30 protein-coding genes and 2 pseudogenes are annotated in these 26,144 nt (G+C 40.2%); 23 read left to right on the top strand and 9 right to left on the bottom strand.

The window, feature by feature from the left end; genetic code table 11:
* Nucleotides 1–247: 247 nt before the first annotated feature.
* On the top strand, nt 248–682 hold the full coding sequence (locus tag V7K48_RS34800; protein ID WP_335079944.1) for a DUF4102 domain-containing protein: 435 nt from the start codon (nt 248–250) through the stop codon (nt 680–682).
* A 102-nt stretch (nt 683–784) separates the two neighbouring features.
* Here V7K48_RS34800 and V7K48_RS34795 read toward each other — a convergent pair whose 3' ends face one another.
* Nucleotides 785–979 carry a hypothetical protein gene (locus V7K48_RS34795; protein WP_335079942.1) on the bottom strand — a complete coding sequence of 65 codons (195 nt, stop codon included), beginning with the start codon at nt 977–979 and terminating at the stop codon, nt 785–787.
* Nucleotides 980–1,049: 70 nt separating this feature from the next.
* Between V7K48_RS34795 and V7K48_RS34790 the strand changes: the two genes are divergently transcribed.
* Complete coding sequence (locus tag V7K48_RS34790) at nt 1,050–1,304, top strand: hypothetical protein (RefSeq protein WP_335079940.1); 255 nt, start codon at nt 1,050–1,052, stop codon at nt 1,302–1,304.
* A gap of 273 nt (nt 1,305–1,577) precedes the next feature.
* Here the strand turns inward: V7K48_RS34790 and V7K48_RS34785 are convergent, their stop codons facing one another.
* Nucleotides 1,578–2,162 (bottom strand): tyrosine-type recombinase/integrase, encoded by a 585-nt coding sequence (locus tag V7K48_RS34785; RefSeq protein WP_335079938.1) that lies wholly within the window; start codon nt 2,160–2,162, stop codon nt 1,578–1,580.
* A 215-nt stretch (nt 2,163–2,377) separates the two neighbouring features.
* Between V7K48_RS34785 and V7K48_RS34780 the strand changes: the two genes are divergently transcribed.
* The 13 genes from V7K48_RS34780 (at nt 2,378) to V7K48_RS34720 (ending at nt 10,389) form a co-directional block, all read left to right on the top strand.
* The gene (locus tag V7K48_RS34780; RefSeq protein ID WP_335079935.1) at nt 2,378–2,683 is read left to right on the top strand and encodes a glucose-6-phosphate dehydrogenase; all 306 of its coding nucleotides are present in this window, start codon (nt 2,378–2,380) and stop codon (nt 2,681–2,683) included.
* Nucleotides 2,684–2,692: 9 nt separating this feature from the next.
* The gene (locus V7K48_RS34775; RefSeq protein ID WP_335079933.1) at nt 2,693–4,621 is read left to right on the top strand and encodes a hypothetical protein; all 1,929 of its coding nucleotides are present in this window, start codon (nt 2,693–2,695) and stop codon (nt 4,619–4,621) included.
* A 1,099-nt stretch (nt 4,622–5,720) separates the two neighbouring features.
* Nucleotides 5,721–6,485, top strand: coding sequence for a hypothetical protein (locus V7K48_RS34770; RefSeq protein WP_335079931.1), 765 nt, complete (start codon nt 5,721–5,723; stop codon nt 6,483–6,485).
* Nucleotides 6,486–6,593: 108 nt separating this feature from the next.
* Nucleotides 6,594–6,962 (top strand): hypothetical protein, encoded by a 369-nt coding sequence (locus tag V7K48_RS34765; protein ID WP_335079929.1) that lies wholly within the window; start codon nt 6,594–6,596, stop codon nt 6,960–6,962.
* A 30-nt stretch (nt 6,963–6,992) separates the two neighbouring features.
* Entirely contained in the window at nt 6,993–7,520 is a 528-nt protein-coding gene (locus V7K48_RS34760; RefSeq protein WP_335079927.1) for a hypothetical protein, read from the top strand.
* On the top strand, nt 7,517–7,723 hold the full coding sequence (locus V7K48_RS34755; RefSeq protein WP_335079925.1) for a hypothetical protein: 207 nt from the start codon (nt 7,517–7,519) through the stop codon (nt 7,721–7,723). Before V7K48_RS34760 ends, V7K48_RS34755 begins: the two co-directional genes overlap by 4 nt.
* Nucleotides 7,711–8,178 carry a hypothetical protein gene (locus V7K48_RS34750; RefSeq protein WP_335079923.1) on the top strand — a complete coding sequence of 156 codons (468 nt, stop codon included), beginning with the start codon at nt 7,711–7,713 and terminating at the stop codon, nt 8,176–8,178. Before V7K48_RS34755 ends, V7K48_RS34750 begins: the two co-directional genes overlap by 13 nt.
* Nucleotides 8,175–8,513 carry a hypothetical protein gene (locus V7K48_RS34745; protein ID WP_335079921.1) on the top strand — a complete coding sequence of 113 codons (339 nt, stop codon included), beginning with the start codon at nt 8,175–8,177 and terminating at the stop codon, nt 8,511–8,513. Before V7K48_RS34750 ends, V7K48_RS34745 begins: the two co-directional genes overlap by 4 nt.
* A gap of 2 nt (nt 8,514–8,515) precedes the next feature.
* Nucleotides 8,516–8,833 carry a hypothetical protein gene (locus V7K48_RS34740; protein WP_335079919.1) on the top strand — a complete coding sequence of 106 codons (318 nt, stop codon included), beginning with the start codon at nt 8,516–8,518 and terminating at the stop codon, nt 8,831–8,833.
* A complete protein-coding gene (locus V7K48_RS34735; RefSeq protein ID WP_335079917.1) occupies nt 8,833–9,138 on the top strand; it encodes a hypothetical protein in 306 nt (101 codons plus the stop codon). The genes V7K48_RS34740 and V7K48_RS34735 overlap by 1 nt, the downstream gene beginning before the upstream one ends.
* Nucleotides 9,139–9,714 carry a hypothetical protein gene (locus V7K48_RS34730; protein WP_335079915.1) on the top strand — a complete coding sequence of 192 codons (576 nt, stop codon included), beginning with the start codon at nt 9,139–9,141 and terminating at the stop codon, nt 9,712–9,714.
* A 69-nt stretch (nt 9,715–9,783) separates the two neighbouring features.
* Nucleotides 9,784–10,194, top strand: a complete 411-nt coding sequence (locus V7K48_RS34725; protein ID WP_335079914.1) for a hypothetical protein — start codon at nt 9,784–9,786, stop codon at nt 10,192–10,194.
* 3 nt (nt 10,195–10,197) lie between these two features.
* Nucleotides 10,198–10,389 (top strand): hypothetical protein, encoded by a 192-nt coding sequence (locus V7K48_RS34720; protein ID WP_335079912.1) that lies wholly within the window; start codon nt 10,198–10,200, stop codon nt 10,387–10,389.
* A 100-nt stretch (nt 10,390–10,489) separates the two neighbouring features.
* Here V7K48_RS34720 and V7K48_RS34715 read toward each other — a convergent pair whose 3' ends face one another.
* Complete coding sequence (locus V7K48_RS34715) at nt 10,490–10,687, bottom strand: hypothetical protein (RefSeq protein ID WP_335079910.1); 198 nt, start codon at nt 10,685–10,687, stop codon at nt 10,490–10,492.
* A gap of 252 nt (nt 10,688–10,939) precedes the next feature.
* On the opposite strand from V7K48_RS34715, the gene V7K48_RS34710 reads away from it, so the two are divergent.
* The 3 genes from V7K48_RS34710 to V7K48_RS34700 all read left to right on the top strand — a co-directional run bounded on the left by V7K48_RS34710 (nt 10,940) and on the right by V7K48_RS34700 (nt 13,476).
* Nucleotides 10,940–11,131, top strand: a complete 192-nt coding sequence (locus V7K48_RS34710) for a hypothetical protein (RefSeq protein WP_335079908.1) — start codon at nt 10,940–10,942, stop codon at nt 11,129–11,131.
* Between the two features lie 220 nt (nt 11,132–11,351).
* Complete coding sequence (locus tag V7K48_RS34705) at nt 11,352–12,698, top strand: NAD(P)/FAD-dependent oxidoreductase (RefSeq protein ID WP_335079906.1); 1,347 nt, start codon at nt 11,352–11,354, stop codon at nt 12,696–12,698.
* Nucleotides 12,699–13,356: 658 nt separating this feature from the next.
* Entirely contained in the window at nt 13,357–13,476 is a 120-nt protein-coding gene (locus tag V7K48_RS34700) for a hypothetical protein (protein ID WP_335079904.1), read from the top strand.
* Between the two features lie 519 nt (nt 13,477–13,995).
* On the opposite strand, the gene V7K48_RS34695 is transcribed toward V7K48_RS34700, so the two are convergent.
* Entirely contained in the window at nt 13,996–15,315 is a 1,320-nt protein-coding gene (locus V7K48_RS34695) for an NAD(P)/FAD-dependent oxidoreductase (RefSeq protein ID WP_335079902.1), read from the bottom strand.
* Between the two features lie 602 nt (nt 15,316–15,917).
* Nucleotides 15,918–16,093, bottom strand: a pseudogene (locus tag V7K48_RS35380) (IS1634 family transposase); the annotation flags it as partial.
* A gap of 171 nt (nt 16,094–16,264) precedes the next feature.
* On the opposite strand from V7K48_RS35380, the gene V7K48_RS34690 reads away from it, so the two are divergent.
* The 3 genes from V7K48_RS34690 (at nt 16,265) to V7K48_RS34680 (ending at nt 19,586) form a co-directional block, all read left to right on the top strand.
* Nucleotides 16,265–16,471, top strand: coding sequence for a hypothetical protein (locus tag V7K48_RS34690; RefSeq protein WP_335079900.1), 207 nt, complete (start codon nt 16,265–16,267; stop codon nt 16,469–16,471).
* Between the two features lie 342 nt (nt 16,472–16,813).
* Complete coding sequence (locus V7K48_RS34685; RefSeq protein ID WP_335079898.1) at nt 16,814–18,277, top strand: efflux RND transporter periplasmic adaptor subunit; 1,464 nt, start codon at nt 16,814–16,816, stop codon at nt 18,275–18,277.
* A 91-nt stretch (nt 18,278–18,368) separates the two neighbouring features.
* Nucleotides 18,369–19,586: an ABC transporter permease gene (locus V7K48_RS34680; RefSeq protein ID WP_335079896.1), complete on the top strand. Its 1,218-nt coding sequence runs from the start codon at nt 18,369–18,371 to the stop codon at nt 19,584–19,586.
* 301 nt (nt 19,587–19,887) lie between these two features.
* Here V7K48_RS34680 and V7K48_RS34675 read toward each other — a convergent pair whose 3' ends face one another.
* From V7K48_RS34675 to V7K48_RS34665, 3 genes are all read right to left on the bottom strand, one after another.
* Nucleotides 19,888–20,343 (bottom strand): response regulator, encoded by a 456-nt coding sequence (locus V7K48_RS34675; RefSeq protein ID WP_335079894.1) that lies wholly within the window; start codon nt 20,341–20,343, stop codon nt 19,888–19,890.
* A gap of 341 nt (nt 20,344–20,684) precedes the next feature.
* On the bottom strand, nt 20,685–22,658 hold the full coding sequence (locus V7K48_RS34670; protein WP_335079892.1) for an NACHT domain-containing protein: 1,974 nt from the start codon (nt 22,656–22,658) through the stop codon (nt 20,685–20,687).
* A 39-nt stretch (nt 22,659–22,697) separates the two neighbouring features.
* Nucleotides 22,698–22,997, bottom strand: a complete 300-nt coding sequence (locus V7K48_RS34665; RefSeq protein WP_335079890.1) for a hypothetical protein — start codon at nt 22,995–22,997, stop codon at nt 22,698–22,700.
* Nucleotides 22,998–23,573: 576 nt separating this feature from the next.
* Here V7K48_RS34665 and V7K48_RS35375 point away from each other — a divergent pair.
* Nucleotides 23,574–23,801 (top strand): DUF3775 domain-containing protein, encoded by a 228-nt coding sequence (locus V7K48_RS35375; RefSeq protein WP_442949521.1) that lies wholly within the window; start codon nt 23,574–23,576, stop codon nt 23,799–23,801.
* On the opposite strand, the gene V7K48_RS34660 is transcribed toward V7K48_RS35375, so the two are convergent.
* Nucleotides 23,765–24,013, bottom strand: coding sequence for a DUF1816 domain-containing protein (locus tag V7K48_RS34660; RefSeq protein ID WP_335079888.1), 249 nt, complete (start codon nt 24,011–24,013; stop codon nt 23,765–23,767). The genes V7K48_RS35375 and V7K48_RS34660 overlap by 37 nt on opposite strands.
* Nucleotides 24,014–24,516: 503 nt before the next feature.
* On the opposite strand from V7K48_RS34660, the pseudogene V7K48_RS34655 reads away from it, so the two are divergent.
* Nucleotides 24,517–25,782 (top strand): annotated as a pseudogene (locus V7K48_RS34655) (IS701 family transposase).
* Nucleotides 25,783–26,144 lie beyond the last annotated feature (362 nt).

Raw genomic sequence — 26,144 nt, 5'->3', positions numbered from 1 at the left:
GAAGAAACTTCCAAATATAATAAAGAATAGCAATTGGTTCGCGATAGACTATCGCGAACCACTCTTTCTTTTCCACATCCCGTGAAAAGTAAGAGTGTTATTGGGCGGATAAATCGCTTGATTTGTCTGGATTTATCGAAACTTTAAAATCTTGGTTCCCTAACAATCTCCCAAGGGATTACTAGGGAATAACTCCATAGAAAAACTGCCCTTAGAAGAGAGCAGCGACCATATAACCAGTTTGATTATGAAACAACCTACACTTTTTGATTTAGAAGCTTTCACAAAGACTCTTGATAATCCCGTTTATGATCCGTTCTGGGATGAAATCGAAACTACCGCCCAAAATAGTCATAGTGTTGGGGGGCAAACCCTAGATTCTGATAATGCGTGTAAAAGTGTTGGGGGGCAGGTCGCAACTGATACTTTACAATCTGCCCACCAACACGATACCCACTGGATAGAGCGCTACTGGGTCGAGCGGTCTGGTAATAAATATTGGTATTTTCGGTACTGTTGGAGGGTAGGCAGAAAGAAAAATCGTTGCTACATCGGCAGTGTGAACAGTATCAGGGTCAAGCAGAAAAAAGTAGATGTGGAAATTGCGATCGCGGATGGGCAATCCCCGATGGAGATTGAAAACTTAATCCATTCCTGGCGCAATTTAGAAGTTATGAGTTAGGAGTTATTTCTGGCCATGCCCAATGACCAACGACCAATGAAAGAAAATGCTAGCAGTCGCTAGCATGAGACTACGATTTTTAGCGTAGCGAAAACTGACGGTTTATTCGCCCTCATCGTTATCGTCGTCGCCATCTTCAGAGATGACGATATTCACACCATCAGATCCAGCCTGAAAACTGAGGATAGTAAATGTTTCGCCATAGCCATCAGTGAGAGAAATCTGTGCATCACTGGGAAAGTCTTGTAATTCTTGAATCAGTTCTTGGACAGTTATTTGTTTGGTTGCAGTAGTCATTTTCTCTCCGATTTAAAAAAGGCGAATGACTTATGCTACAACTGAGCCGTAATTTACTCCCAATTGAAAAATGACCAAAACAGATGACGCCATTGCATCGCAGAGCGCATTGCTTAACCAATATTCAGAAATTGTCAATAATTTGATTAAACTGAATGTTTCCACAACCGCAGATAGAGATAAGGCTTTAGCCCAAGTAGCAACACTGCTTGGAGCAGATGAAGCAACAGCAGCAGCAATACTCGCTAACAACCCTCATATTCAATCGCTGATTGACCAGGCTTCTGCTGCCATTCCTGCTGAATCCTTGCCTGTAAGTGCTTAAGAGTTAAAAGTAATGCATAAAAATGCGATCGCACTAGTGGAAAATGACAGGCGATCGCAATAGTTTGTTGTTCCTTGAAAATTTTGAAGCCACTATCAGGTTATCCCTCTAATAATGGTTTGTCATATAAGTTTGGGTAGAGTTGGTCAACTTCATCCTATGCTTGATCAGCCAAGCTTTCCAATGCCATCGCTAAATGTACAGGATCGTTGTACTCGCCTAGCTGTAAGCGGTAGCAGAATATCTCGATTTGTAGAAATAGCAAATTGAAGTTCATAGAGTTGCGATCGCGCCTCTTCTCTCATCAGTCTCTATTTCAAAGTAGGGGTCAAGCCCTTTATTATCGCGGTGTCCGGTAAAGGTGCGAATAGTTTCCTTTGGAATTCCATTCTTTCTCAATCGGTTTACAAAACTCCGTCTCATAGTATGGGTAGAAATACCCTTAGCTTCATACCCCGCTTTCTCCACCGCAGCCATCAAAACGTTGTAGGCATTTTTCCAAGTAATTGGCTTAGTTCCACATCTTGAGGGGAACAGCCACTCGCTTTTTGTTTCTGGTTGGTATCGCTCCAAAAACTCCTTCAATATTGGATGTACTGGAATTTCTGTGGTATCGGCTGTTCCGTCTGGTCTGTGCTTTCTGATGATTGCAGGGAAGATGACATCTGTTTTAGCTTTGCCTGGTTCTTGATAAACATCGCTCACCTTAAGTTGCACCAAAGCTCCCCAGCGTTCCCCCGTGAACCATCCAATGTCTAAAAGCAATTTGTATTTTTCTGTTAAAATTTGTTGTCGGAGTTTGGAATATTCAGCGTTTGTAATTACAGCTGCTTTTCCTTTTCTGTTATTTTTTGGCATATAGAAATTGAAATCGTGTGTTCCGCTTTTACCTGAATCAGAGGTGAAAGTGGAATTTTGTAAATATTCACTATTAGCAAATATTTGCTCAATCCTATTCCCAGCAAAGGATACACAGCATCAGAGGATATACCACTTCTACATAAAAGTGGAACATTTACAGATTTTTTAATAAAGCATAAAACGGAGAGTAGCCATTTAAAATTCTCTGTCTTATGACTGCGCTCAACATTGCGACTGACATTCCTTCACAAATAGATAGTCTTGAAAAACTTCACGCCTGGTCAGGGTTAGCTTTATTTGCAATTAACTCAAACATAACTGCAATTGAAGGTGTTGGATACACTGAAAGAGTCGCCCAAGCTGGAAACTTTTGGGTTGCAGCTGATGCCAAAACACGGGCTATCTACCGCGTTAGTTTAGAAGTTTCTCAGGATTATTTGAGTGGAAGTGCCAAGCCTTGGACATACGCTCAAGCATTATCAACTACTCCACTGCCTGCATCATTTAAGCAGAACTAGGGCAAAATTGTGAGCGACAATCCTAGACAATTTAGCTCGATTGATAGCAGTGATGCAAATTTACATGGGTCGCTCACTAATCGACCTTCTACGGGTGCGCCAATAAGCAACCCAACAGACCTTACCGCAGCATTTGAAGAAAATCGCCGCTTAGAAGCTTATCAAAAGCAAAAAGGGACTTTTGTAGAAAGAAGTAGTGATGTTGAAAAACAATTGTTAAAAGAGCAACAAGATGCACTTGATGCTGCATTTCGCCAACAAGTTAAAGAAAGTAAAGCAGCACAAGAACTTCAAAGCCAGCGAGAACAAGCGCAGCGCATTGAATTAATGAATCGAGTTAAGGGGGATGCGTCAACGCCACACCCCTATGATGTTGAAACTGAAAGAAATACTGTACGAAGATTAATGCGTTTACCTCCTGTTGATGAACCTCCGACATCTACAGCTAATACCGCAATTCGTCAACCGCCTCCTTCAACTGGTAGACCACCACCAACGCCTAACGGCACAGCAGCAAGGGCAAGCCCACTAGTAGAACCAACTGCTACCCCAGCCCCAGCAGGACTTGCAGAACCAGTACCCAGCCCAACTGGCGGGGGAGGAGGTGGATCTTTGTTTAGCTCCCTACCAACACCAGTAGGTAGAGCCATTGTCCCCGGAGCAATAGCAGCGGTAAATTTTGCAGATCGTGTAGTTCATGGTCAACCGATAACTCAAGCTGCTACAGGTGCAGTAGCAACTTCAGTTGGTACTGTTGCTGGTGGGCTGGTTGGTGAAGCTATTGCTGGGCCCGTTGGTGGGTTTGTTGGTGGACTTGTTGGCGGGTATATCGGAGGAGCAATTGCAGATTCTTTTTGGTCACAACCCCCACCAGGTACGGCACATCTTGAAAGAAACACTCCTAATTACCCTCCTTTTCCGGGTGGGCAATCAGTTGGAGTATTTTATACCGTCACATGTGGTTTTAGCGTTTTTCAAAAAGGAAATCCGCGGACACTTGCAACTGAAGCTGATAACACGGTGCTTGGACATATTCGTGGGCCAATTCAATTTATTGGATTAATTAATAACTCTCCAGAATACAACCCTGGATTATTAGTTATTGGGACAAATGAAGATGGTAGTCAAGAGATTCAGACTGCTGGATATGGTTACTACACTATTACAGAAGTCGATTTTCTTAGAAATCTCAAAGTTAGAAGAAGCGACGGATATCTTGATCCAACACCAGACATACAAAAACACGCTCCACCACCGGATAACGAACCATATCGCTATACTGCTTCACCCATAGGTAATAACAGTACAGTACCATCAGGCACACCATCAGCAGGATTAAAGAATGGAAAAACAAAAAATGTTGCTCCGTCAATGCCTGGAAACAACACTCCAAATCCTGCCCCATTTTTTCCTGGTCACGGTGGACTAGCGCCAAATAAGTCCCCAAATCCCACACAAACACCATCAAACCTTGGTGGTAATTTACCAGGAGTAAGCCCAAATCCTACCCCAACACCATCTGTTGAAAAACAAAATGTTCCCCCACCTAGATCGGTAGGAAGTTCATCAGGGGGAAGTTCATCAGGGGGAAGTTCACCAGGGGGAAGTTCATCAGGGGAAAGTTCACCAGGGGGAAGTTCTAACAGAAATGGAGTGACAGTTACTCCAGCGACAGTTACTCCAGCAACGGTTACTTTAGCCGAAGTACAAACGCTCTTGGTGATTATATTCCACCGGGTACACAGGCTACGGACAATTCATTGCCCTCTGGTATTCCTACAACTGCACCAAATCCACCAACATCTGATGCAAATAGTCCTGTACCAAAATCTCAGACCGTCCCAACTCCTAAAACACCAGAACAGGCTACTACCGATAAAACCAACCGAATCATCCAAGAACAAAAGAAAGATTTTGATGAACAGATCCAAAAATTAACCACAATTGCAACTGCAATTGCTGCATTAACACCAGCAATTCAAGGAATCCCTGACGCTATTTCTAAAAGTCCTACTGTTCAAGCTGCAAACAAAAAAACTACACAAAATGCAGTATGCGAAATTGCTCAACCTGGGGGATGTTTGGGAGAACCAATTAAAAAAGCAGAAGATGCAGCCAAAGCCAATAACACAAAGTTAGACGAGTTAATTGCTTTGTTATCTGGCTTGGGCGCTCTTAGTAATGCAGCACAGTTGGAATTATTAAATATTATTAATAACAAATTAGGGGCACAGTTATTAGGTGGGATTTCTGGATTTTTACAGAACTTTTTTGATGGATTTAACAAGCTAGCTAGTTGGTTGCAAATTGATAGAGCGTTAAACATGATGACCTTCATCATGACAGTTCAAAACGTATATTTTTTATGTGATAGCTTGAAAGTTGTGACGCTACAAATGATTAGCGACACCCTAGCAGTTTTTGGAATTCATGATAAAGACAATAATCCTTTGAATTTAAATGAGATTATCGGGCATCAGGTAGAAGAACTTTTAAAATCCATGCTAGGTGAGCAACAACTCGAAGGGATGAAGCATGAATGGAAAGCTTTAAATCGAATTTATCAAGCTGCAACTAATATGTTGTTTGCAGTCCAAAACATGGTGTTTTCTGTGCTGCAAGCCTTAGAAATCATTGGCTCTTGGAATGCTTCAATCGGAAATGCTTTGAAGAAGTATTTAGTTGTTGGTCAACACGCTTTTGACTGGATGAATCCCAACCCAAATTTTCATAATAACTTTTTTAAATTCCTGGGAGAAGCATTAAATATTGTAACTTCAATTGATTTTATAGCTCAATCAATTTTACAAGGTCGCCAAGCAATCGATGATTTTGGCAAACAGACAGATGAATTGACAAAGGGAATGAAAGAAACAGCAGATGGGTTTAAACCCCCTGAGCATCAAGCAACTGCTGAGGCTGCAACAAAAAGTGCCAATGTAAGTAAATCTCCAACTCCTAGTGTAGAAGACGTTCAGAATTTACAAGACTAATGCCATTACCTGAAGATTTCAGCCCGGCCCAGCATTTACTATAAATGCTATTGGGAACACATAATAGAACAGTTCAAAAAACTTTCATTGGTGTTCCTGACGCAGATTTAGAACATCCTCTAGGAGGAATGAAGATTGCTTGTCTACTTACTCCTGATGACACAGTAGACATGATTCTCTTAAGGATGATGCTATTTTGGTTTGAATTCAAAGGTAATTTACCTGCCCCTATCTATGCAATTCCTACAGAAGATTATCAGTCCCGAATTTCTAACCCATACAGACCAGAAGTTAAATTAATTTTTCGAGAAGATTATTCAGATTTTTTAGCAGAAAATAAGCTGCAAAGAGCTGTAGCAGAAATTAGCTGGCGATTAGTAAATGAAACATCTGCTAGTATCAACAAAACTCAAGCCAATTTAATTGCTTTAAGAATTAAAGAAGTTTTTGCAGAAGGACAAGGTTTTACTTGGGAAAAAGGCACGTTACAAGTTACTTATCGCGACCCATTGCATGGAATAAGATTCAGTCTTTTTGTAGCATCTCAAGCTGAAGCAATCCGAGTTATCGAGCGAGTTTTAGAAGTCGCTGAAGTTGCTTTTAATGAAGAATTGATTAGCGTTTCTAAAACTAATAAAACCTATCCAGTTGTACCTTCAACTCACGAAGTCTACGGTAAAGAGGTCAAAGGTATTCGCCGTCGCCCGCTGACGGACGTTCGTTTTTATAGAGCAGAACTCCATGTCTACGGACTTAGAAGCCCAATTAGACTAGTGGATTTGCATTTTAGTGGTGAATCGTTGGTTTAATGCAAAAATTTGCAAAACACATTGACTGGTATATCAGTCTATTGTGTAAATCTGATGAAAACTGTTGCTATGACTGGGATAGACGCGAACTATCTATTGAGCTAGAACATGGCAACAATTACAGATTTGACTTGGCAACAGCTAGAAGATGCTTCCGGGATTACTGGGGCTATTGCAGTCACGGGCGCTGGTGATAGCGCCAAAGTGATGATTGATGTCAGCTTGATTACTGGTACTCATATCGGGGCGTTATCCGCTGGTGGTGTGGTTGATTTTTTGATTAAGCTGCGGGAATTTGCAGCGGCAGCACAGGTGACTGCGAACACTGGACAATCCGCAGGCGAAAAACTTGCAGCTTTCCCAACGCTTACCTATGGCAATTTGGGATCTGACGGGAAGGTGCAGGTACAGGGAAATATCGTTGGGAAATTAGGAGTTTCGCCGCAAACCCTCCACGCAGTCGGCATTAATTCCTAACAGTTCAAATTTATTTGAGAAATTAAAACAATGTCACGACGCAAAACAGAAAAATATCTCAAGGCACAGCTTCAATATGCAGAAGCAAGAAAAAATTATACTCCTCCAACAAAAGAACCCGGAGGAAGTGTTAGACAAAGAAAATCAATTAGAGTTCAATATGTGGTGATGTCTCATTCAGGGACAAACACATTACACTACACAATTCGCGCTCCTTTAAACTCTTTGGAATTTTTCGGAGATTCCAGCGGTGAGGAACTTGGATTAGGTCCATCAGCTGGAGATGGTGCTGGGCCTAGAGGTTTTAAACCTGCAAAAATTCACGCCGTAAAGACCAACTCTGAAGGCGAATCCGTAAAAGCTAAAGATAGTGGACGCCCATACACACGTTATACCCCATCGGCTGGACAATCTAGTTTTTCTGCACCAATTTGTTCTAGTGAAGGAATTCCCGGAGTAACTACTAAAGTAAAGAGCATTGCTTCAAGCGCCAAAGACAAAATAGGTGCTTACGGAAGAATTTGGTTTACTCCTGAGTTTTTCGTAGTAGAAGAATGAGTGATTTTCTTTATCTTCCTTTTGACGTGCAAACAGGGGAGCAAAACGGAGATTCAGCTGAGGCAATGATCCAAAGGTGCGTTGCAGCCCAAAAGCTGTTAGATGGTCAATTGCCTCATGATGAATTCTTGGATTTACTCGACTATCAAGGCTTTGATGTTGTAAAAGTTGTGGATATTTGGGGAAGGGAATGTTCCCTGTAAATTTACAAGGCTTGGGGAAATGGGAATTAGTTTATTCTGGAAGTTTTTCGCTATCTGAAAATGCCAAATCCCTAGAACCTGTAGAAATACCCTTACTAGCTGATAACCGCTATCTGATTGTCGGAGCTAGAAGTACACTTGCTAAACCTACATGGATTCGAGCAGGTTACCTGACTCAATTTTTAGAAAATATCAATGTTGATGACAACGTGGTTTTTCCTGGTACAGGTAACCCAGGTAATACTGTAGACACCGGCACAAAGCTAATCAAGCTAAATGTTATTCAACTAGTTGTCTTTCCTGATTTAAGCAGTAGTTCTTACAGGTTGTTTTTTACTCCTGTACATTGGCTGAAAAATCTGAATATTTCAATTTGGCAATTTACTGGTGAGGAAATCAGGCAATTAGATTTACTTGCAGAAATTCAAAACCAACTTAGCAATTTATCATCATGATTACTTTTTCAGCAATTGCTGCTTACCTGCCACCTGGCTCATTAGAATTTGTTGGTAACAATCAAGTTAAACTCAACCTGAATCAAATTACAGGTGATTCCTTAACACTTGATGCCAGCGCTGTTAAAGGTGTACTCAAAATTCTCGAAGCTTTAACACAGCTTACACTTGCCATCAATACAGCAAGAGCAGCAGCTAATCCATCTTTAGCACCGATTGAATTCTGTGAAAAGCATTTAGCGGGTACAGTTGATGCTCCAAACTTTCAGTATATCGTGACAGTGGGCATTAATCCTCAAAGCTTTATCAATAATGTAGTAGATCCAACTGCATAAAAATGCTAAACAATTCTCCTACCAATACTTTTGTAAATAAGTTTGAGCATTGCATTAATAGTTACAAAAGTTTAGTTAAAAACATTGCTACTGAAATCATCCCAGCTAATAAAACAAGAGCTTATGCTTGTTTTGTTAATAATTCTTTCACAGAGATTACTTTAATTTTAGGTAATCCCAATGAAGGAACTATTAATAAAGGGATTGTGATTAATCCGGCTGGAAGTTATGAGATTACTAATCTAAATCTTTATTTAGGAAAGGTTAGTGCAATTTCAGCTAGCGATTGTCAATTATCTTATGTGGAGTGTAGTTATTAATGGGACTTTATAATCCGCCTGTAGTAACCGAATCAACTAGTAGCACTTCAACTCCTACAACAGTCGCTTCCAGTACCACTAGTGAAACTATCTTGGCTGCAAATTCTAATCGCAAAGGTGCAACAATTTGGAATGATAGTACCGCTACTTTGTACTTAGAATTTGGTGCAATAGCAGGAACAAATGCTTTTATTGCTAAATTAAATCCTAGTGGATATTATGAAGTTCCATTCCGTTACACTGGCGTAATTAGTGGTCTTTGGTCTGCTGCAAATGGTAATGCTTTAGTTCGGGAGTTAACTTAAATGCCTTTGTTCCCTGGTGATGGCTTTGAAATTCCAACAAGTATAAAAACTGCATTAGATAATAGTGATTATCTGTTGTTAGTTGATGAGAATGAAATGCTTTGTAAAATCAAAGTAACAGATTTCTTAGCAAGTTTAAGTAATGACAACACAGGTAGTAATCTCTCAGCTAAACTAGTTGGTACTCCTTTTGGTGCTTCCCCCTCCTATCAAGCTGGGCGGGAATATGACAAGGCCTTTGATGGAGATTTGACAACCATATATGATTATGCCTACTCAAGTGGTGGTTTTTGTGGACTTGACTTAGGTGCTAGTAACACTAAAAAACTTACTAAGGTTCGTGTGTACCCAAGGCAAGACGCTGGAGTACAAACCAGAAGTGGTGGGGCGCGGATTCAAGGAAGCAATAATCAACTAAGTGGCTATGTCGATTTATTCACATTTCCTCCAACACTAGACACTGGGATTTGGTACGAAGGCATTGTCTCAGTTTACACTGCTTACAGATATCTTCGTTATTACGCTGCTGATGGAACTTATTGCAGTGTTTCAGAGGTAGAGTTTTACGGAGTTTAAAATGCTGTATTGCAGTGTTGGAAACAAAGAAGCAACTACATCCTGGCTCATAATATATGAGGAGTGCAATTGCCGAAAGAATTAATTTTCTTTCGGCAATCAAATAAGCAAATGAATATTCAAAATGATATTCCTATTATTGTTGGTACTATTGCAATTATATCTGGTATTTATAAGTTGCTAATAGAGCCAAGTATAGATGCAAAAATGGCTAATTTAGAAACAAAAGGTTTTTTGGTAATTGAGAATTCAAAAAGTCTTTTAAGTGACAGAATCACGGCTCTAGATAGAAAAGTAGACATTCATTTAGAAAATTATTCTAACTATAAAGAGGCTAATCTCTTGCATAGTAATGGTCTTAATGAAAAAATTACTCACACTTGGAATAAAACAAAAGAATTATTTGTTGAAGAACGAGCTGAAAGAAAAGAAATTCAAGCACTTATTCAAAGACAGCATGAATTGAAAAATCGTGAGTAATTTATGATTATTCAAGTTTTACAACTTATTGATCCACAAGGGCGAAAAACTGAATATTGGCGATTAACTGCTAGAACCGATGAAAAAAGCAATGCTTGTGGGCTGTGCAATCATCTACACAATTCCTATCTAGAAGCGTGGAATTGTAAAGATGCTTGGAAAGCAGCTATAAAAATTCGTGGGGATTCAGGGTAATTGAAAGTTTGGTGATTCCTGGCTTATAGTGCTTAAACGCAAATCCATAAAAACAACTATCAAAAGTTGAAATCCTTACAGGATAAAGTAAATAGTGTTTTTAGGCTATCTGGGGATTCAAGGTAATCTTCAACCACTGACTTTCGCTGTTAGCGTTTAGGTGAATTAATTGAAACAAAGGAGCATCACAATGACGGACACGAGCATGGACAAACCGACAGGGGTCAGGGTGGAGGCGCGGGTCGTGCCCTTCCTGCGCTCGGTCAGCGCCAAAGTAGACTGCTTCGTCGCGGCGCACTGGGGCTGCAAAACAGCATCTTAATGAGGGGGCAGCCGCAACCTTTGACGTGATTGGCGTTGAGTGATTGGGTTCTCCCACTCTGACAAAAGAGAGTTAACTCAGCTTCCCTGAGTCATTTTGTGTTTCTTAGTCTAAAGTCCAGTATTAACCCGGCGTTGCAAGTGGATGCGATCGCTGCCCTGATTTGAGTCTCATAAAAGCAGAAGATATTTTACCTGGGTTTGTGTTGGATTTAACCAAAGTGTGGAGTTGACAGTTTACCATTTTAGCGGCCAAGGGAAATATAGAAATCGTCTAGAAAACGGAGTTTGGCAGCTTAAACAAAAGTTGCAATCTACTCAAGTGGATGCTAAAAATTTGTTTGGTTACTCTGTGGCAATCGCTGGTAAACAGGCTTTTGTTGGCATAGTTGGTACTAAAGTTGGTAATAAAAATATCTGATTAATTATTGGACTCTCTTCTAATATTGTAATAAGTGAAGATAATTGATATTAAATGTTATTGGATAACTAGCTTTGTCAGTTGATTGAAGTGCAGAATGTGGGTTTGGCTACTTTCATTATTTTTTTAATTGTTCTAAATAAACGGCAACCTGCATGATAATTCTGTTAGAACTTTGTTAAGAATAGTTACAACTTCTTAACACAAGGAAATATTTATTATGGTAGTTTCTCTTGAGAAGAATGCACCACATCAGGTTGTTATCGTTGGTGGTGGTTTTGGTGGATTGTATGCAGCAAAGGGTCTGAATGCAGCGAATGTAAATGTTACTCTCATTGATAAACGTAACTTTCACCTATTTCAGCCGCTTTTATATCAAGTTGCCACAGGTACGCTATCACCTTCTGATATTTCTGCACCATTGCGATCTGTATTTAAGAAAAGCAAGAATACAAAGGTGTTATTGGGAGAAGTAAATAATATTGATCCAAAAGCGCAACAAGTTTTTTTGGGTGATGAAGTAGTACCTTATGATACATTAATTGTCGCCACAGGTGCTAACCATTCCTATTTTGGTAAGGAAAACTGGGAAAAATTTGCTCCTGGTTTGAAAAGTGTGGAAGATGGCATAGAAATGCGTCGCCGGATATTTGGCGCATTTGAAGCAGCAGAAAAAGAAATTAATCCAGAAATTCGCCGTGCTTTCTTGACTTTTGTAATTGTGGGAGGTGGCCCGACTGGTGTAGAATTAGCAGGTGCGATCGCCGAGTTGGCACATAAAACTCTCAAAGAAGATTTCCGCAGCATCAACACTTCAGAAACGAAAATTTTACTATTACAAGGGGGTCCTCGCATCCTCCCACACATTGCGCCAGAGTTATCGAAATCAGCAGCAGTAGCTTTGCAAAAGTTGGGTGTCGAACTCCACACTCACACCAGGGTGACAAATATTGAAAGTGACATCGTTACTTTCAAGAAAGGCAATGAATTTACAGAAATTACCTCAAAAACTATATTGTGGGCAGCAGGTGTCCAAGGTTCCCCAATGGGGAAAGTCTTAGCAGAAAGTACAGGTGTAGAGTGCGATTACTCTGGGCGTGTAATTGTAGAACCTGACTTGTCTATCGAGGGTTATGACAACATTTTCGTAATTGGAGATTTAGCTAATTTCTCCCACCAAGATAGTAAAGTCTTACCTGGTGTTGCACCTGTAGCTAAACAACAAGGAGAGTATGTAGGTAAACTAATTCAACGACGGCTTAAAGGTCATACTTTGCCACAATTTCATTACAACGATGTAGGTAGTTTGGCGATGATTGGGCAAAATTTAGCTGTTGTAGATTTAGGCTTCATCAAACTCACAGGTTTCCTTGCTTGGGCATTTTGGCTATTAGTTCACATCTACTTCTTAATCGAGTTTGACACTAAATTCCTAGTAGTATTTCAGTGGGCGTGGAATTATATCACTCGTAATCGTCGCTCTAGATTGATTACAGGTCGAGAACCTATTGTAGAAGCAAAAACTGTTAACAATAGTGTGCAACAGTCTTCTGTGACACCTCTGTAACTTCAGTTATCACAGCATTAGTCAACGATGGTACAAGGGGCTATTGGAGTGATGAGTGCCGTCTTGGTGGAAAATCTTGGGCGAAGATTAGCTGTTCCAGGAAAAAGTCCATCCCAATGTACCTACTGAATTGAGTTCAAGAGATGGAGTCAGAGAAAACGGCAGTTAAGAACAGGACTTACGTGCAGGTAACGAAAAATCGAACCGTATTGACGCAGAGAAGCCAGTGCGCCCTTCTCCCAAGGGGAGACGCCAAGGGCGATGCGGTTAAGAGACTTGTACTCCTATGGAGAAGCAAGCTACGCGCAGCGTCTCTCCTTCTCACATTGGGAGAGGCTAGCGCCAAGGGAGAAGCAACTGGCGTGACACGGAAAAATAAGAGTTTCAGAGAGTTCTTGCGTAAGTCCTAAAGAAGATATTGCAGGTGTTGAGAGTGTTGAAATCATGATTTTGATGCTTTGCCTACACCGGACTACATCAGTCCTCACCAACTATGGCACTGCTAGGTTAGTCAAGGAGACAGGAGACATACCATTTATACTTCTTGAATTCTCTTTGCTCAAATAATACTAACCCTACCAGTTTCCGTATAATGTCAGCGCAGTGAATTAAGAGTCTAGTAGTCAGAGGTGACACAAAAGGTATCTGTTTTGCTGTTGTGCCGGGAAATGCTCAGTTATACCTGAAAGCTTTAGCGCAGATTTCACAAAACCGCAAGGTTGAGACAGTTGCCCTGAAAGAAGTGCAGCTGCTAACAGGATACATTCGTGGGGTGTAAGAGTTTTAGCCTGTAAAAAAAATTATCCAGTCTACATTGATGAAACGGCAACCTTATTTAAGCAGATCACTGTTTCTGGTGCAATGCGAGGAATGCTGCTTCTGCTATCTCCATCTGATTATTTACGTGCTGTCAATGGCACTTTGGGGGCAATTATATAAAATTAAGGCTGACTGGAGGGATAAGAATCTCTGCGGTAACTTAGAGTAATTTATACATCCTTATGGGGTGACAAAATGGTCTAGAATGCAGATATAATAAGCTTCATAACTCTTTGCATTTGCTAGTAGCAATTGCGCTTATTAGGACTTAGTTAGGACTTACGCACACTCTACGAATTCTCGGCGCTCTTCTCTGCACGAAGGCGTCTTCTCTGCGAGAGGCTCCGCCAACGCGTTCACGTAGTGTCTCTTAGAGAAGGCGGTTCGATAAATTAAGCTTTTTAGCAATTTTTGCGTAATTCTTGTTAGTGTCAAGAAATCTGAGACTAACTCACAGGAATCTTCCATAAAAATAAATTTAAGAGCCAATTCCTAATAACTTCCCTTCAAAAGGTTTACCTTTCAACATTCTATTCCAGTAGATATAGGGGAAGCCATATTTTTTTAGCAGCCACATACTGTACCGTTCTCTAGTTGGATCAATTGGAAATGTGGGGGAAAGCTTGTTGTCATAACTAAATTCAGCAAGCACTACCTTGCCATACCCTGTAGTTATTGGACAGCAACTATAGCCGTTGTATTTTTGAGTGAGGTTTTTTGAGTTGATTAAAGCCAGTAAGTTATGAACAACAACTGGCGCTTGTTTTCTTACAGCAGCCGCTGTTTTCGATGTTGGGAGATTCGCAGCATCACCTAAGCTAAACACGTTTGGGTAAACATTGTGCTGTAGGGTATGTTTGTTTACATTAACAAAGCCAAGACTTGCTCCATCTGGTGCAGCTAATTTACTCTGTTTTATAAAGTCAGGTGCACTCATCGGTGGTGTGACATGAAGCAAGTCGTATTCGATAGCTACTTCTTCAATACCCGAATCTGTTAAAACATCAAAAATTGCTGTTTTGGTATCAGCTTGAATTTCTTTTAGATTATGTTTGTATTTCACGTCTATCTGTTTACGCTCTACTACAGAAAGCAGTGTTTTGGCGAATTCTTTGACGCCGAAAATTACTCCTATAGCTGTGCAAAATATAATTTTTGACTGAGGGCGTATCCCTTGTTTCCTGAAGGCATCATCAGCCAAATAGGTAATTTTCAGTGGTGCCCCTCCACATTTAACTGGAGTATTAGGGTAAGTGAATATAGCATTACCATCTTTGAAGTTTTTGATAACTTCCCAAGTGTAAGGTGCGTATTCATAAGCATAATTACTACAAACGCCATTTTGCCCAATTGTTTCTTTTAGCCCTTTGATTAAATGCCAATCAATTTGAATACCTGGAGCTAAAATCAGATATTCATAGCAAATACGCTTTCCCTCCTGAGTAATAACTATATTGTTGTCTGGGTCTAACTGAGCTACATAATCTTTGATCCAAGTAGCACGATCAGGAATATAGTCTTTTTCATCCCTTACAGTATCAAGAGCTTTATAAACGCCACCGCCAACTAGAGTCCAAGCTGGTTGGTAGTAGTGCTTGTCTCTTGGTTCAATAATGGCAACATCAAGCTGCTTATTTTTTTTCAGCAGTTGGGCGGCGACTGTAATCCCTGCGGCTCCACCCCCGACAACTACGATTTGATACTGCATACTCTTTGCGTCACTTTGAATGGCTGATTCGCAGTCTAATGGCTTAACTAACGCTGACAACATAATACTTTTGTCTCCTTTAAAAGTCACAAGCAAAATATTAAGCTAAAGGTTTAACAAGGGGAAGCTAGATTCCCGCAACATTGGTTAGTAAAAATATCTTTCATCATCTTTTGAGACTCTTAGGGTCAGCAATTAGATAAGTGTAAATACATAATTCACAATCGAACAATTGTCGAAAAAATATCTGTAGCTCTCCTAATGTACTAATTGTTGCTATCGACTCTAAACAAATTCTCTTGTCTGTAAGTAATCAAGAGCTTCATCCTAGTGCAAAAACAACTGATCCTATTGACTCCAAAACAAATTCTGTTGCAATAAAGATCATAGTCCGGTTAAGTTCAACTGCTTTCTCCAGCAGAAGCCAAACGCATTAAGAATATCTAGGTGTGAAGGGTTACAAAATCCCCAAGGAGTTATGAATAATTTGAGAGATGATATTTATTCATGTTTACTTCTGCTCTTATATCCTATCATATCAGCCATGCTTGATATGTTAAAAGCTTAATGAATCTAATACAGATACAGATTTCGATGATGAATCACCAATAAAACTCTTTTTAGCTAACTGCACTTATACATAAAAAAGTAAATGTAGTTGTTGCTAAGGCTATTTACAAAAGTTATACTTAGGTGAGAGTTATACTACGTTTAATACTTTGTATAATTAAAACGTGAATTTCTTCAAGACATTTAAATTCCAACGCAAAATAGGACGTTCAGTTAATTTATTAAGTTGATTTTTAACCGTTGCTTTTTGATTTTTTAAAGTAGTTTTTAGTTGTTTTTGTCCTAAATTATAAACCAATTTTCCTATCAGTATTTATGTTACAAAATAAAGTGCGGAATTTGGGGTCAAGCATAATACTTCAATATTGCAAGCCAAGCATCCTAAGTATTGTGACTTCTTTGGTGGAATGGCCCTCTTTTATTACTCTCGCTACATAAAAATCTGAAACCCTTATTTTTAATGATTTCTATGAATCTAGGTGTAGGTTGGGGAGCCACTGCGCCCAAGCGGTTTCCCGACTTGTCCCTTGCGCGTCTCCCGCAGGAGTTGCAAGTGGCGTTTGAGTCAGAAAACCCAACACCTAAAACTTTGTTCTTGTTGGGTTTCACTTCCCTATGGGACGCTATTCGCGAACGTTCAACCCAACCTACGATTATTTTTATTTTACCAGAGTAATATAAGAGCGATAGTAGCGATCGCCAAATGTGGCAATTAAAAGCAAGTTACGGCTAGCCCTAGGCTTCAGCCTGGGGAGAAATAAAGTGCAACCTCACTTGTAGTCCGTCTGCTGGCGAAGTTTTACCTAATAATGTGGCTAAAGTCACCCATTTAGGTGAAGACATACAGATATGTAATGCCTATTATGAAGGAAGATTAAGCAACTATGAAGCTAATTATGCGTCTAATTGTCAGTTTATTAATAAAGATTTAATTCAAAAATTTTAATAACTCCACATTCCTGCACTGCCCTTTAATTACAGGCTACTCCCATAAAGCAAGATTTATAGGCTTTTAGATATGGCTACGCACATAGAAATTCCTGATTTTGGCAAAGTTAAGTATCCATTCCGCTGGCTGATGGGGCTGATAGCAGGGGGTGTCTTGGTTGTTGGTATCACAACCTACACCCTGGTAAATCAAGGGATAAAAGAAGACATTACTCAATTAACTGTGCCAGTAGCAGCGAAAAACGTCACCTTGCGGATTACAGCTAGTGGCAAAGTCGTGCCAGTTCAGAGCGTAAATATTAGTCCGAAGAACCCTGGAGTGCTGTCGCAATTATATGTGGAACAAGGCGATCGCATTCAACAAGGGCAAATTCTCGCCCGCATGGATAGTGCCAGCATTGAGGCCCAAAGGAGCCAGTACCGGGCTAACTTAGCTCAAAGTCAAGCACAACTAGCTGAAGCCGTTGCTGGTAGTCGTCCTCAAGAAATTGCTCAAGCTAGGGCGCGATTAGCACAAGCCCAAGCCCAGCTAGCCGCAGCTCGGGCTGGTAATCGTCCCCAAGAAATTGCCCAATCTCAATCTCAAGTGGATGCGGCCCAAGCAAAGGCGAATTACACCAGTGGACAGGTAAAGCGTTATCAATACCTATACGAACAGGGAGCAGAGAATAAACAATTACTTGATCAAGCTATCAGTGAAGACAAAAGTGCTAAAGCCAGTTTAGAAGAAGCTAAAAAACGATTCTCGTTAGTCCAAACAGGCACTCGGACTGAGGAAATTGACCAACGCCAAGCAGCTGTTAGTGAAGCACGGGCAGCATTGGTACTGTTGGAAGATGGCACCCGTCCTGAGGAAGTTGTCCAGCGTCAAGCAACTGTTGCAGCTGCTGAAGCTCAATTGAAGGGTGTGCAAGTGCAGTTGGAAGATACAATTATTCGCGCTCCTCTTTCAGGAATTGTGACGCAAAAGTATGCTGAACCAGGCGCGTTTGTCACACCCACAACTTCTGCTTCTACTAGTGCGTCGGCAACTTCTAGTTCAATTGTCGCCGTAGCACGCGGTTTAGAAATATTAGCTCAAGTCCCTGAAGCCGATCTTGGCAGAATTAAACCGGGACAGCAGGTGGAAATTGTCGCCGATGCCTATCCCGATCAAATTTTTAAAGGTCATGTGCGCCTGATTGCTCCAGAAGCTGTGATAGAACAAGGTGTAACATCCTTTCAGGTGCGGGTTGCTCTTGATACTGGCATAGATAAACTGCGTTCTGGCTTAAATGTGGATCTAACTTTTTTGGGCGATCGCGTCAATGGTGCTTTGGTGTTACCAACGGTGTCAATTGTCACCGAAAAGGGTAAAACTGGTGTACTTGTACCAGATGTAAACAATAAACCCCAGTTCCGCGAAATTACAGTTGGGGCACAAATCCAAGAGCAAACTCAGATTTTAGAGGGAGTTAAAGAAGGCGATCGCGTTTTTGTTAACCCACCCAAAGACTACAAAATTGAGAAGGCAAAAGAGCAACAGAATAAATAAACCCAAATTCGATAGGTAGTATTGTTTGAGATTCCACCGAACAGCCTTTTAATAGAGACTTTTAATCTAAAATCTAAAATCCAAAATTGGCATGAACCTTTTAGAAAGCCTTAATATGGCAGGTAAAACCTTGCTGTCAAATAAGCTGCGTAGCGCTCTCACCATGCTGGGTATAGTTATTGGAAACGCCTCAGTAATTGCGATGATTGGCATTGGCGAAGGTGGGCAAAAGTACGTGAATAAACAGCTGGAGTCACTAGGTCCAAATGTGCTGTTTATACTGCCAGGTAATCGAGAAACTCAGCGTATCTCCTTTGAAGTACCAAAAACTCTGGTGTTGCAAGATGCCGAAGCGATCGCTTCTCAAGTACCAACTGTAGTAGGAGTTGCGCCTGAATTAAACACGAGACAGGTAGTTATATACCGCAACAGAAACACTGATGTCAACATCATTGGCACAACTCCCAGCTTCCTATCGGTGCGGGATTTTGAAACTGCTAGAGGTAGGTTTTTCTCTGAGGTAGACATTAAGCGAAGTAACCAAGTCGTTGTGCTCGGTGGAGACTTGGCAGAAAAACTATTTGGTAATAGTAACGCTATCGGTCAGCAATTGCGACTTGGAAATACAAGCTTTCAAGTGATTGGGACGTTAATAGCCAAAGGTTCCAGCGTCGGAGCAGATTATGATAATGCTGCCTTAATACCAATCACGACTTCAGCAAACCGACTTGTAGGAAAGAATTCTCCTTATGGTATCGCCTTAGATTATCTCGTCACTGCCGCTCGTGATTCACAGAGCGTGGATGCAGCAGAATTTCAAATTACTAATTTGTTGCGCCTCCGGCACAAAATTAATGGTGAAGATGACTTTACTCTTCGCTCTCAAAAAGATGCTTTGCAAACTGTTGGTCAAATCACTGCTGGATTGACAATTATGCTAGCAGCGATCGCAAGTATATCGTTGTTTGTCGGCGGTATTGGCATCATGAATATTATGCTTGTCTCTGTCACCGAACGCACTCAAGAAATCGGATTGAGGAAAGCGATCGGGGCAACTGAGCAAGATATTTTGCTCCAGTTTATCATTGAGGCAGTAATAGTTTCAGCCGCTGGCGGTCTAGTTGGGACTGCGGTTGGGGTCAGTGGCATCCTATTAGTGGCAGCCTTGACTCCCTTAGAAGCAGCACTTTCTCCAACAGCGATTACTATAGCAGTTGGCGTCTCTGGTGGTATTGGTTTATTCTTTGGTGTTGTTCCTGCACGTCGCGCTGCTAAACTCGATCCGATTGTGGCTTTGAGAAGTGCTTAGTCAAACAATTTTAGATTTTAGATTTTAGATTTTAGATTTTAGATTGACCCCATGCTTATCCCTTCTTGCGCGTTCCCGTAAGCTAGACAGTTGCTCTGAATAAATAATTTTAGATTTTGGATAATAGAATTGTTCTCACGTTTAAATTTGGGGGCAACTCTTACAAGATATGCAAGGGATAGACCTTTTTAAATTTTGAATTTTTAATCTTTCAATCCTAAATCCAAAATTTAAAATCTAAAATTCGGTGAGTCGATTCTTGCTAATATTTGCACTCCCCCATAATTAGCAACTTGGGTTACTAGTGTAAAACTAGTAGTTCGGGGCAAAAATTTTCCGCCACATCTGATTGTACTTGATTCCTAATCACGGAAACAAATTTGTTAAGGTTGAACGGTTTAAGTAAATATTCTTCAAACTCTACATCTGGAATTTGGTCATGAGTACCTGTGGTAGATGTTGAAGTCACAATGATTGGGATATGATTCCCATTGTCTGCTTCCATAACACCCAATGTATTTAGCAATGTATAAATACTTTCACCTAAAAACCTCATTTCACTGATAATGATATTGGGCGTGAACCAACTCAGGATTTCTAAAGCTTCTTTTACGGAACCAGCGGTAATCACATTTGCACTCAGGTCTTTGAGTAAAAATGCGTACAAATCTCTACTATCGCGATCGTTGTCTACAACGAGTACTTGTACACCTTTGAGTATCCCAACTGTCAAGCAAAAGTCATTGATTAAATTCATAATAAGACCTGCGATTAGGACTTTGAGTGCAAAGTGAACTGAAAAATTCGTAGTAGAGATGCGAAATTTCGCGTCTCTAGTGTATTAGGCCAAAAGGTGCATTCATTGGAAACGTTTCCCTACCACTCGAAGCAAGCTACGCGCAACGTCTGTGTCAGCAGAAGAGTAATTACAAAGAAAAGTATCGAAAGAAGGATTTTTGCTAGAAATAAAATGAAAAACCTTCCTTATGTAATATGACAAAGCATTGTTTGATTTAATCAATTAGTTGATTAACTACGACACAAAACGTAATAAAAACCAATTTTAGATCAAACTATTTGGATAATTAACCAAAAAAATTATTGCCATTCCCTGTCCTCAAGTTCCTTTTGAGGCAACAATAATGTGGCTTCAATTTCCTGCCTGATCGCAGCCGTCACCTCACTATTGCTATGCAGGCAATCGAGTAGTAACTGATTAGCATCGTAGTATCGTTGCAGCACTTGCTGTTGTTCAGGGCTAAAGTGCCAGTGGTGGTTAATATTGCGATAGTTCATCACCGTCATCCTTAACTGTTCAACCCAGGCTGAATAGTTTGTCTGACACCATAGCCCAAACCGTTTTTGACTTTGACTAGATTTTGGGAATTGGTCAGAGAGTTGTTGCAAGGATTTCTGAAGTCCAACATCCAACACTATCCCTAGAGTGTTCAAGAGAGCATCTCCACAGGTATGGATGTGAGCAAAGTCCTGGCTCTCATCAATTGCACACTCCAGCAGCAGGTGATCTAAAGCCGCATCCAGAAACATTCCCTGGTCGAGGCTGCTAACTAGGGCAAAGTGAGGAGCTAGGTGAGGAGTCCGACTCAAGGCAAGGTAAAATGCTCGAACTGTCGCATCTTTTGGTTGCCTTGGAATAGTGCGAGATTTTTGGCTAGCCCAGGTCAAAAACTCTTGTAAATAATGGTCTTGGGCAACCAGTGCATCAATCTGTTGCTTCATCAACAGTACCAGAGAGTCTGCACTCCGAAGCATGGTAGCCGTTAACAAGAAAATTTCGTGCCAGTGCGGGTCAGTAATGTGACTAACTAATCCTTCCAGAGCTTCCCCAAATGTCTCTAGGTTATGGCTGGCAACGATTTTTCTCGCCGTGAAGTATTCTTGAAATGCCAGATAAGAGAAGGAAAAAATTCCCCGTGCCCGTTCTGCCAGTAGCCCATGTTGAGCCTCAATTGCTTTCAGCACCGCTTCACTTTCTATTTGCAGTTCTTCTGCATCCATTGGCACGTTGGTCAGATTCTGAATATAGTCACCAATGTATTGCTCAACGATGCGTTGCTCAAAAAAGTACTGACCTTGCTCAAATGTCGCTGCCGCAATCTGACTGAATAACTTGAGCTTTTGTGGTAATAAAAACTCTCGGTAAACTTCATCCCGTTCAATACCTCTGGCTTCATCCCATTTACCCAACAGAAGGTCTAGACCTTCCTTATAAAAGTCAGTCCGCTTAATGGGAAATTTTTCTTGACCGTGAAATACCCAGCAGGCAAGATGCAAAAACAGGGGCGTGATTACGAGTTGGCGAAATTGCCAGTTTTCATCTAGGTCCAACTTCTGAATAAACTGAACGGACTGGGCCTGACCATCTTCAATGTTGGTCTTGGTAAAGGTCACAAACCATTTTTGAGCAAAGGCGGTGATTTGTTCTGGGGTAAATGGCGCAATCTCAACATCAGTAAAGCCTCGGAGTCTGAGCTTTTGAGTTGCTGTTCGACAGACCGCCACAAACTGATTTTTGTGGTACTTTTCTGAAAACCTGCGAATTTCACTTAAGACACTATTGCTTTGTTCCTTAAGAACTTCATCCATGCCATCAAGCAACAGTAACACTCTGCCTGCATTAAGCAAGGTTTCAATCACTGACGCATCTGAAATTCCAGATGTGAGAAACTCCTGGCGAATATATTTTAATAGGCTGAACTCATTGGTGATTTTAGACTCTTGGGCAAAATTTCTCAGTGTGATGAATATCGGAACTAAGTTCGCCGCAAATGCACTTTGGTTACACTGAATGGCAAGATATTGTAAAAAGGTGGTTTTACCTACCCCTGGTTTGCCTAGCACTCTGAGCTTGGAGTATGTTTCAACTGCCTGTATACCAGGTATCTGTTTTTGCTCAATCTCACCTAAGCCAAAACGGTCAAATTTTTCTGGACTTAACTTTTGCAGTTCCAAGATGTCTAACGACTGAAAGCTTTCAATTTCCTCCAAAATATTCACATCAATATATATGTCTTTGATCGCAACAGGATGACTGATATCCCATAACTGCAAAATACCACACTGATCTTGAATTTTGTCAAAGCGTCGCGATCACACTTTTTGCACTAATGTATCAATATCTAGATCAGTGGGCTGGGTGTATTCTTCTAGTTGCGAGAATTCTGCCGGCGGATTGGTAGCAATCTCCCGCCAATTCAGTTGTAATACAGTACAAATTTCAATAAAGGTATGACGATCAACCGGACGACCACTGAAAAACCGCCAAATTGGTTGTCGAGTCTTGAGGTTAACTTCCTCTGCCAAATTGTCTTGTATCCACCCCTTGCGAGCAAATGCTCTTTTAGCCTCTTGAATTCCGGTGAGTGATGCTTGGAGCGATCGCTTGACCATATGACAAAAATCCTGCTCCTCAGATTCGGGACTTTAACTTTTGTTAATGTCTGCAATTTTATAGCTTTCTCTGTGGTATTACCATTCTACTCGCTTAAACTTATACAAAATCCCAGAGTTACTGTCAAGTTTTTAAATTTTTATGACAATCTCAAACGTTATACGTTCATCTTATACATCTCTAGCTTTGGCAAGACTTGATCTCAAACCTTGATCTGTAATGCTTAAGTAAAGATTGCAAGCTTATTTATGAATACTTACTTGCTCAGAAATTATAGTTGCATTAATAGATATTACTTCAATATATTTTTTGTGATCAGAAAGTTTTGAGCCGATAACTGGCTAATTTATCTCTATTATTACATTTGTGCTTCTTGACTCCAATTTGAATAAAAAACATGAGCTAATTGTCAATTAACAAAATATATAAAATTATTGAAACGGCTGAATTAATTTATGGATCAATGGGAGCTGAGAGAACAAACTAACTAGAAACATTTATAGATAAATTGTCTTATTATTTAGAGGATTTAAACATCACCGTCAGATGTTCAGCAAACATCTCTACACAAGTGTATTGACGAATTCTCCCAGAATGAAAAAGCAGAGGTAATAGCCCTGATGTGGCTTGGTCAAAGTGCATTAGATGGACAACCAGAAGACTTCCCCAATTTGATTAAACAAGTAGTACAGCTTATACCTCAAAATTATGCAACAAGTTATATTATCGAAAAACCCCTTTTAGCAAAATATCTACGATCCGGGCTTCAAAAACTAAATATTTCAACTTGTACTTCATCCTGAACAATCGTCAGGACATCAGGTCGACATTGCTTGACTAATGCAACGATGTCTCTGGCTTCTTCTTGATATAAATCTTCGACGTAGCCAGTTCTAGAAAGTTGTGCCTCTTTTTCACTATCAAAAGGCCCAAAGTAATAAGTACAGCGTGGAACAGCGGTGTTAATTTCTACCCACCATGCAAACTCTGGCTGATTAGATTGAAATGAATTCATGAGAGATACCAATGATTAATTAAACTTGATTAAAGATAGTCTTTGTTTCTAGATTACTCTAGTTTTTTTGTTGAGTGATACATGAGTAAGACAAGGATGCGAGGCGGTTACGCCATCGCCAGCAATATTATCTAATATAACTGCATTAGCTAAGTAGGTTGGTGCTATTAAATGTAACTATGTAAAGTTTTAAAAAGATTCTGAAACGTCATTTAATTAAGCTTAGTTGAGCGTTTACATACCTTTACATAATTTGGTTTTTCCCCGCCAACCTACTCAGTTAGCATCATTAGACCTCTTGCAAAAATCCTTGAATCACCCCTCCCCGATGTATTGGGGAGGGCGCAAGATTTCAAGTTTCCCCCCAATATATCGGGGGGATTAAGGGGGGTCTATTCGACTTATGCTAGAGGTCTATTGAATAACGGGACTTAAACAAAATAGAAGTTAAAAATAGAGTATAATGCTTTACCAGCAAATGTTTCAGGTCGAAGTAACACCCGATGAAAGAGACAACCCCGGCGGCCATGCCCCCATGTTTTGAAAAATGGTGTCAACGGTTTGATGAATCATTTACTCATAAAGCTCAAAAAAGAGGGTTTAGGCATTATTTAGGGGGATTATTGGGGGAAAGCGAAAGAAAAAACCTATCTCAGATGGCAGAAAACGCTATAGGAGTGAAATACCATCAATTGCACCATTTTTTAACCGAAGCCCCTTGGTCTGATTCAAAGATCAATCAACGTCGGTTAGAAATTATGAACAATTGTAGTCAAAGCAGAATTAGTCGCAGATTTAATTTGATAATTGATGATTCGGGTCACAGAAAAAGTGGTAATTTTACTGATGGAGTAGGAAGGCAATATATCGGAGAAATCGGTAAAACAGATAATGGAATTGTAGTAGTAACAACTCATTTATATGATGGCAAAAAAAGTTTACCATTAGATATAGAGTTAGATCAACACGCCAATTCTTTACCCAATGGTAAGCAAGACCCAGAGTTTGGGAAAAAAACTGAATTAGCGCTGAAGCTAATAGATAGAACACTCAAACGAGAATATCAACCGGGAATCGTACTTATAGATGCTGGGTATGGCAATAATACATCCTTCTTATTAGAGTTAGAAAATCGTCACCTAAAATATTTAGGAGGATTAGCTAAAAATCGCAAAGTCATTGTCAGTGAGAAAGATAATATTCAACAAAAAATTAGGTTAGATGAGTTAGCACAAGCTTTATCTCAACAGGCTTTTACTAAAATTAAACTCAACTTAGATAAACCTAAAATATTATGGGTAGCAACTAAAGAAATAGAGATATCAGGTCTAAGTGGAAAGCGCAATATTGCCATCGTCATGAATGCTGCGAGTTTCTCTGAAGCCACTGATATTGACTATTTCATTACTAATGTTTCCTCATCAATTGTCACACCGCAATGGATAGTTGATACTTATGGTTCAAGAAATTAGTTAGAAGTTTTCTATCGAGAAGCCAAGGGCTGGTTAGGACTGAAAGAATATCAAGTCCGAGATAAAAGGAGTTTACTTCGACATTTTATCTTGGTTTTTTGTGCCTATACTTTTATTTTTTGGCATCAGATGACAAGAGGCTTGAGACGCAGGTGGGCAAGTAAACCTTTGAACACCTTTACTGAAGCCTTAGAAGCCTTTAAAACGGCTATGTCTTATAGATTTTTTGATTGGTTAACCTTCAACCGTGACGTATTTGCTGCTTACAAAGCCAGTTTGGGCTTTATTTGGGCTTAATTTTTGTTTAAGTCCTGATAAGGACATCCTTCCTTATTCTGTATGCTTAAGACAAACTCCAGCAATAACTGCCCTTTTTTGTGAAAGTACAGTCCGCTATAGAGACATTCTTCATTTTTCCTCATGTTATTTTCTAAACTGGCATTTCCTGATAGCAGCAGCTACAACACCAGTAAACTACTCCTGAACTAATGTGACGGAGTAAACCATTTGAACAGCAAAGAGGTGAGTCAAAGCCTATCTCCTCTGAGGAGAGAGGTTTGATATTTAATTTGGTTGAGCTACTTAGGGGATATTTTAAAAGTACCAGAACGGATAATTTTGCTATTCTGCACTGGATTAAATGCGACGAAAAATTAACG

The sequence above is a fragment of the Nostoc sp. genome, assembly GCF_036919615.1.
Taxonomy (GTDB): Bacteria; Cyanobacteriota; Cyanobacteriia; order Cyanobacteriales; family Nostocaceae; genus Nostoc.
The sequence above is the reverse complement of the archived record's forward strand: the minus strand, read 5'-3'. Positions and strand labels throughout refer to the sequence as shown.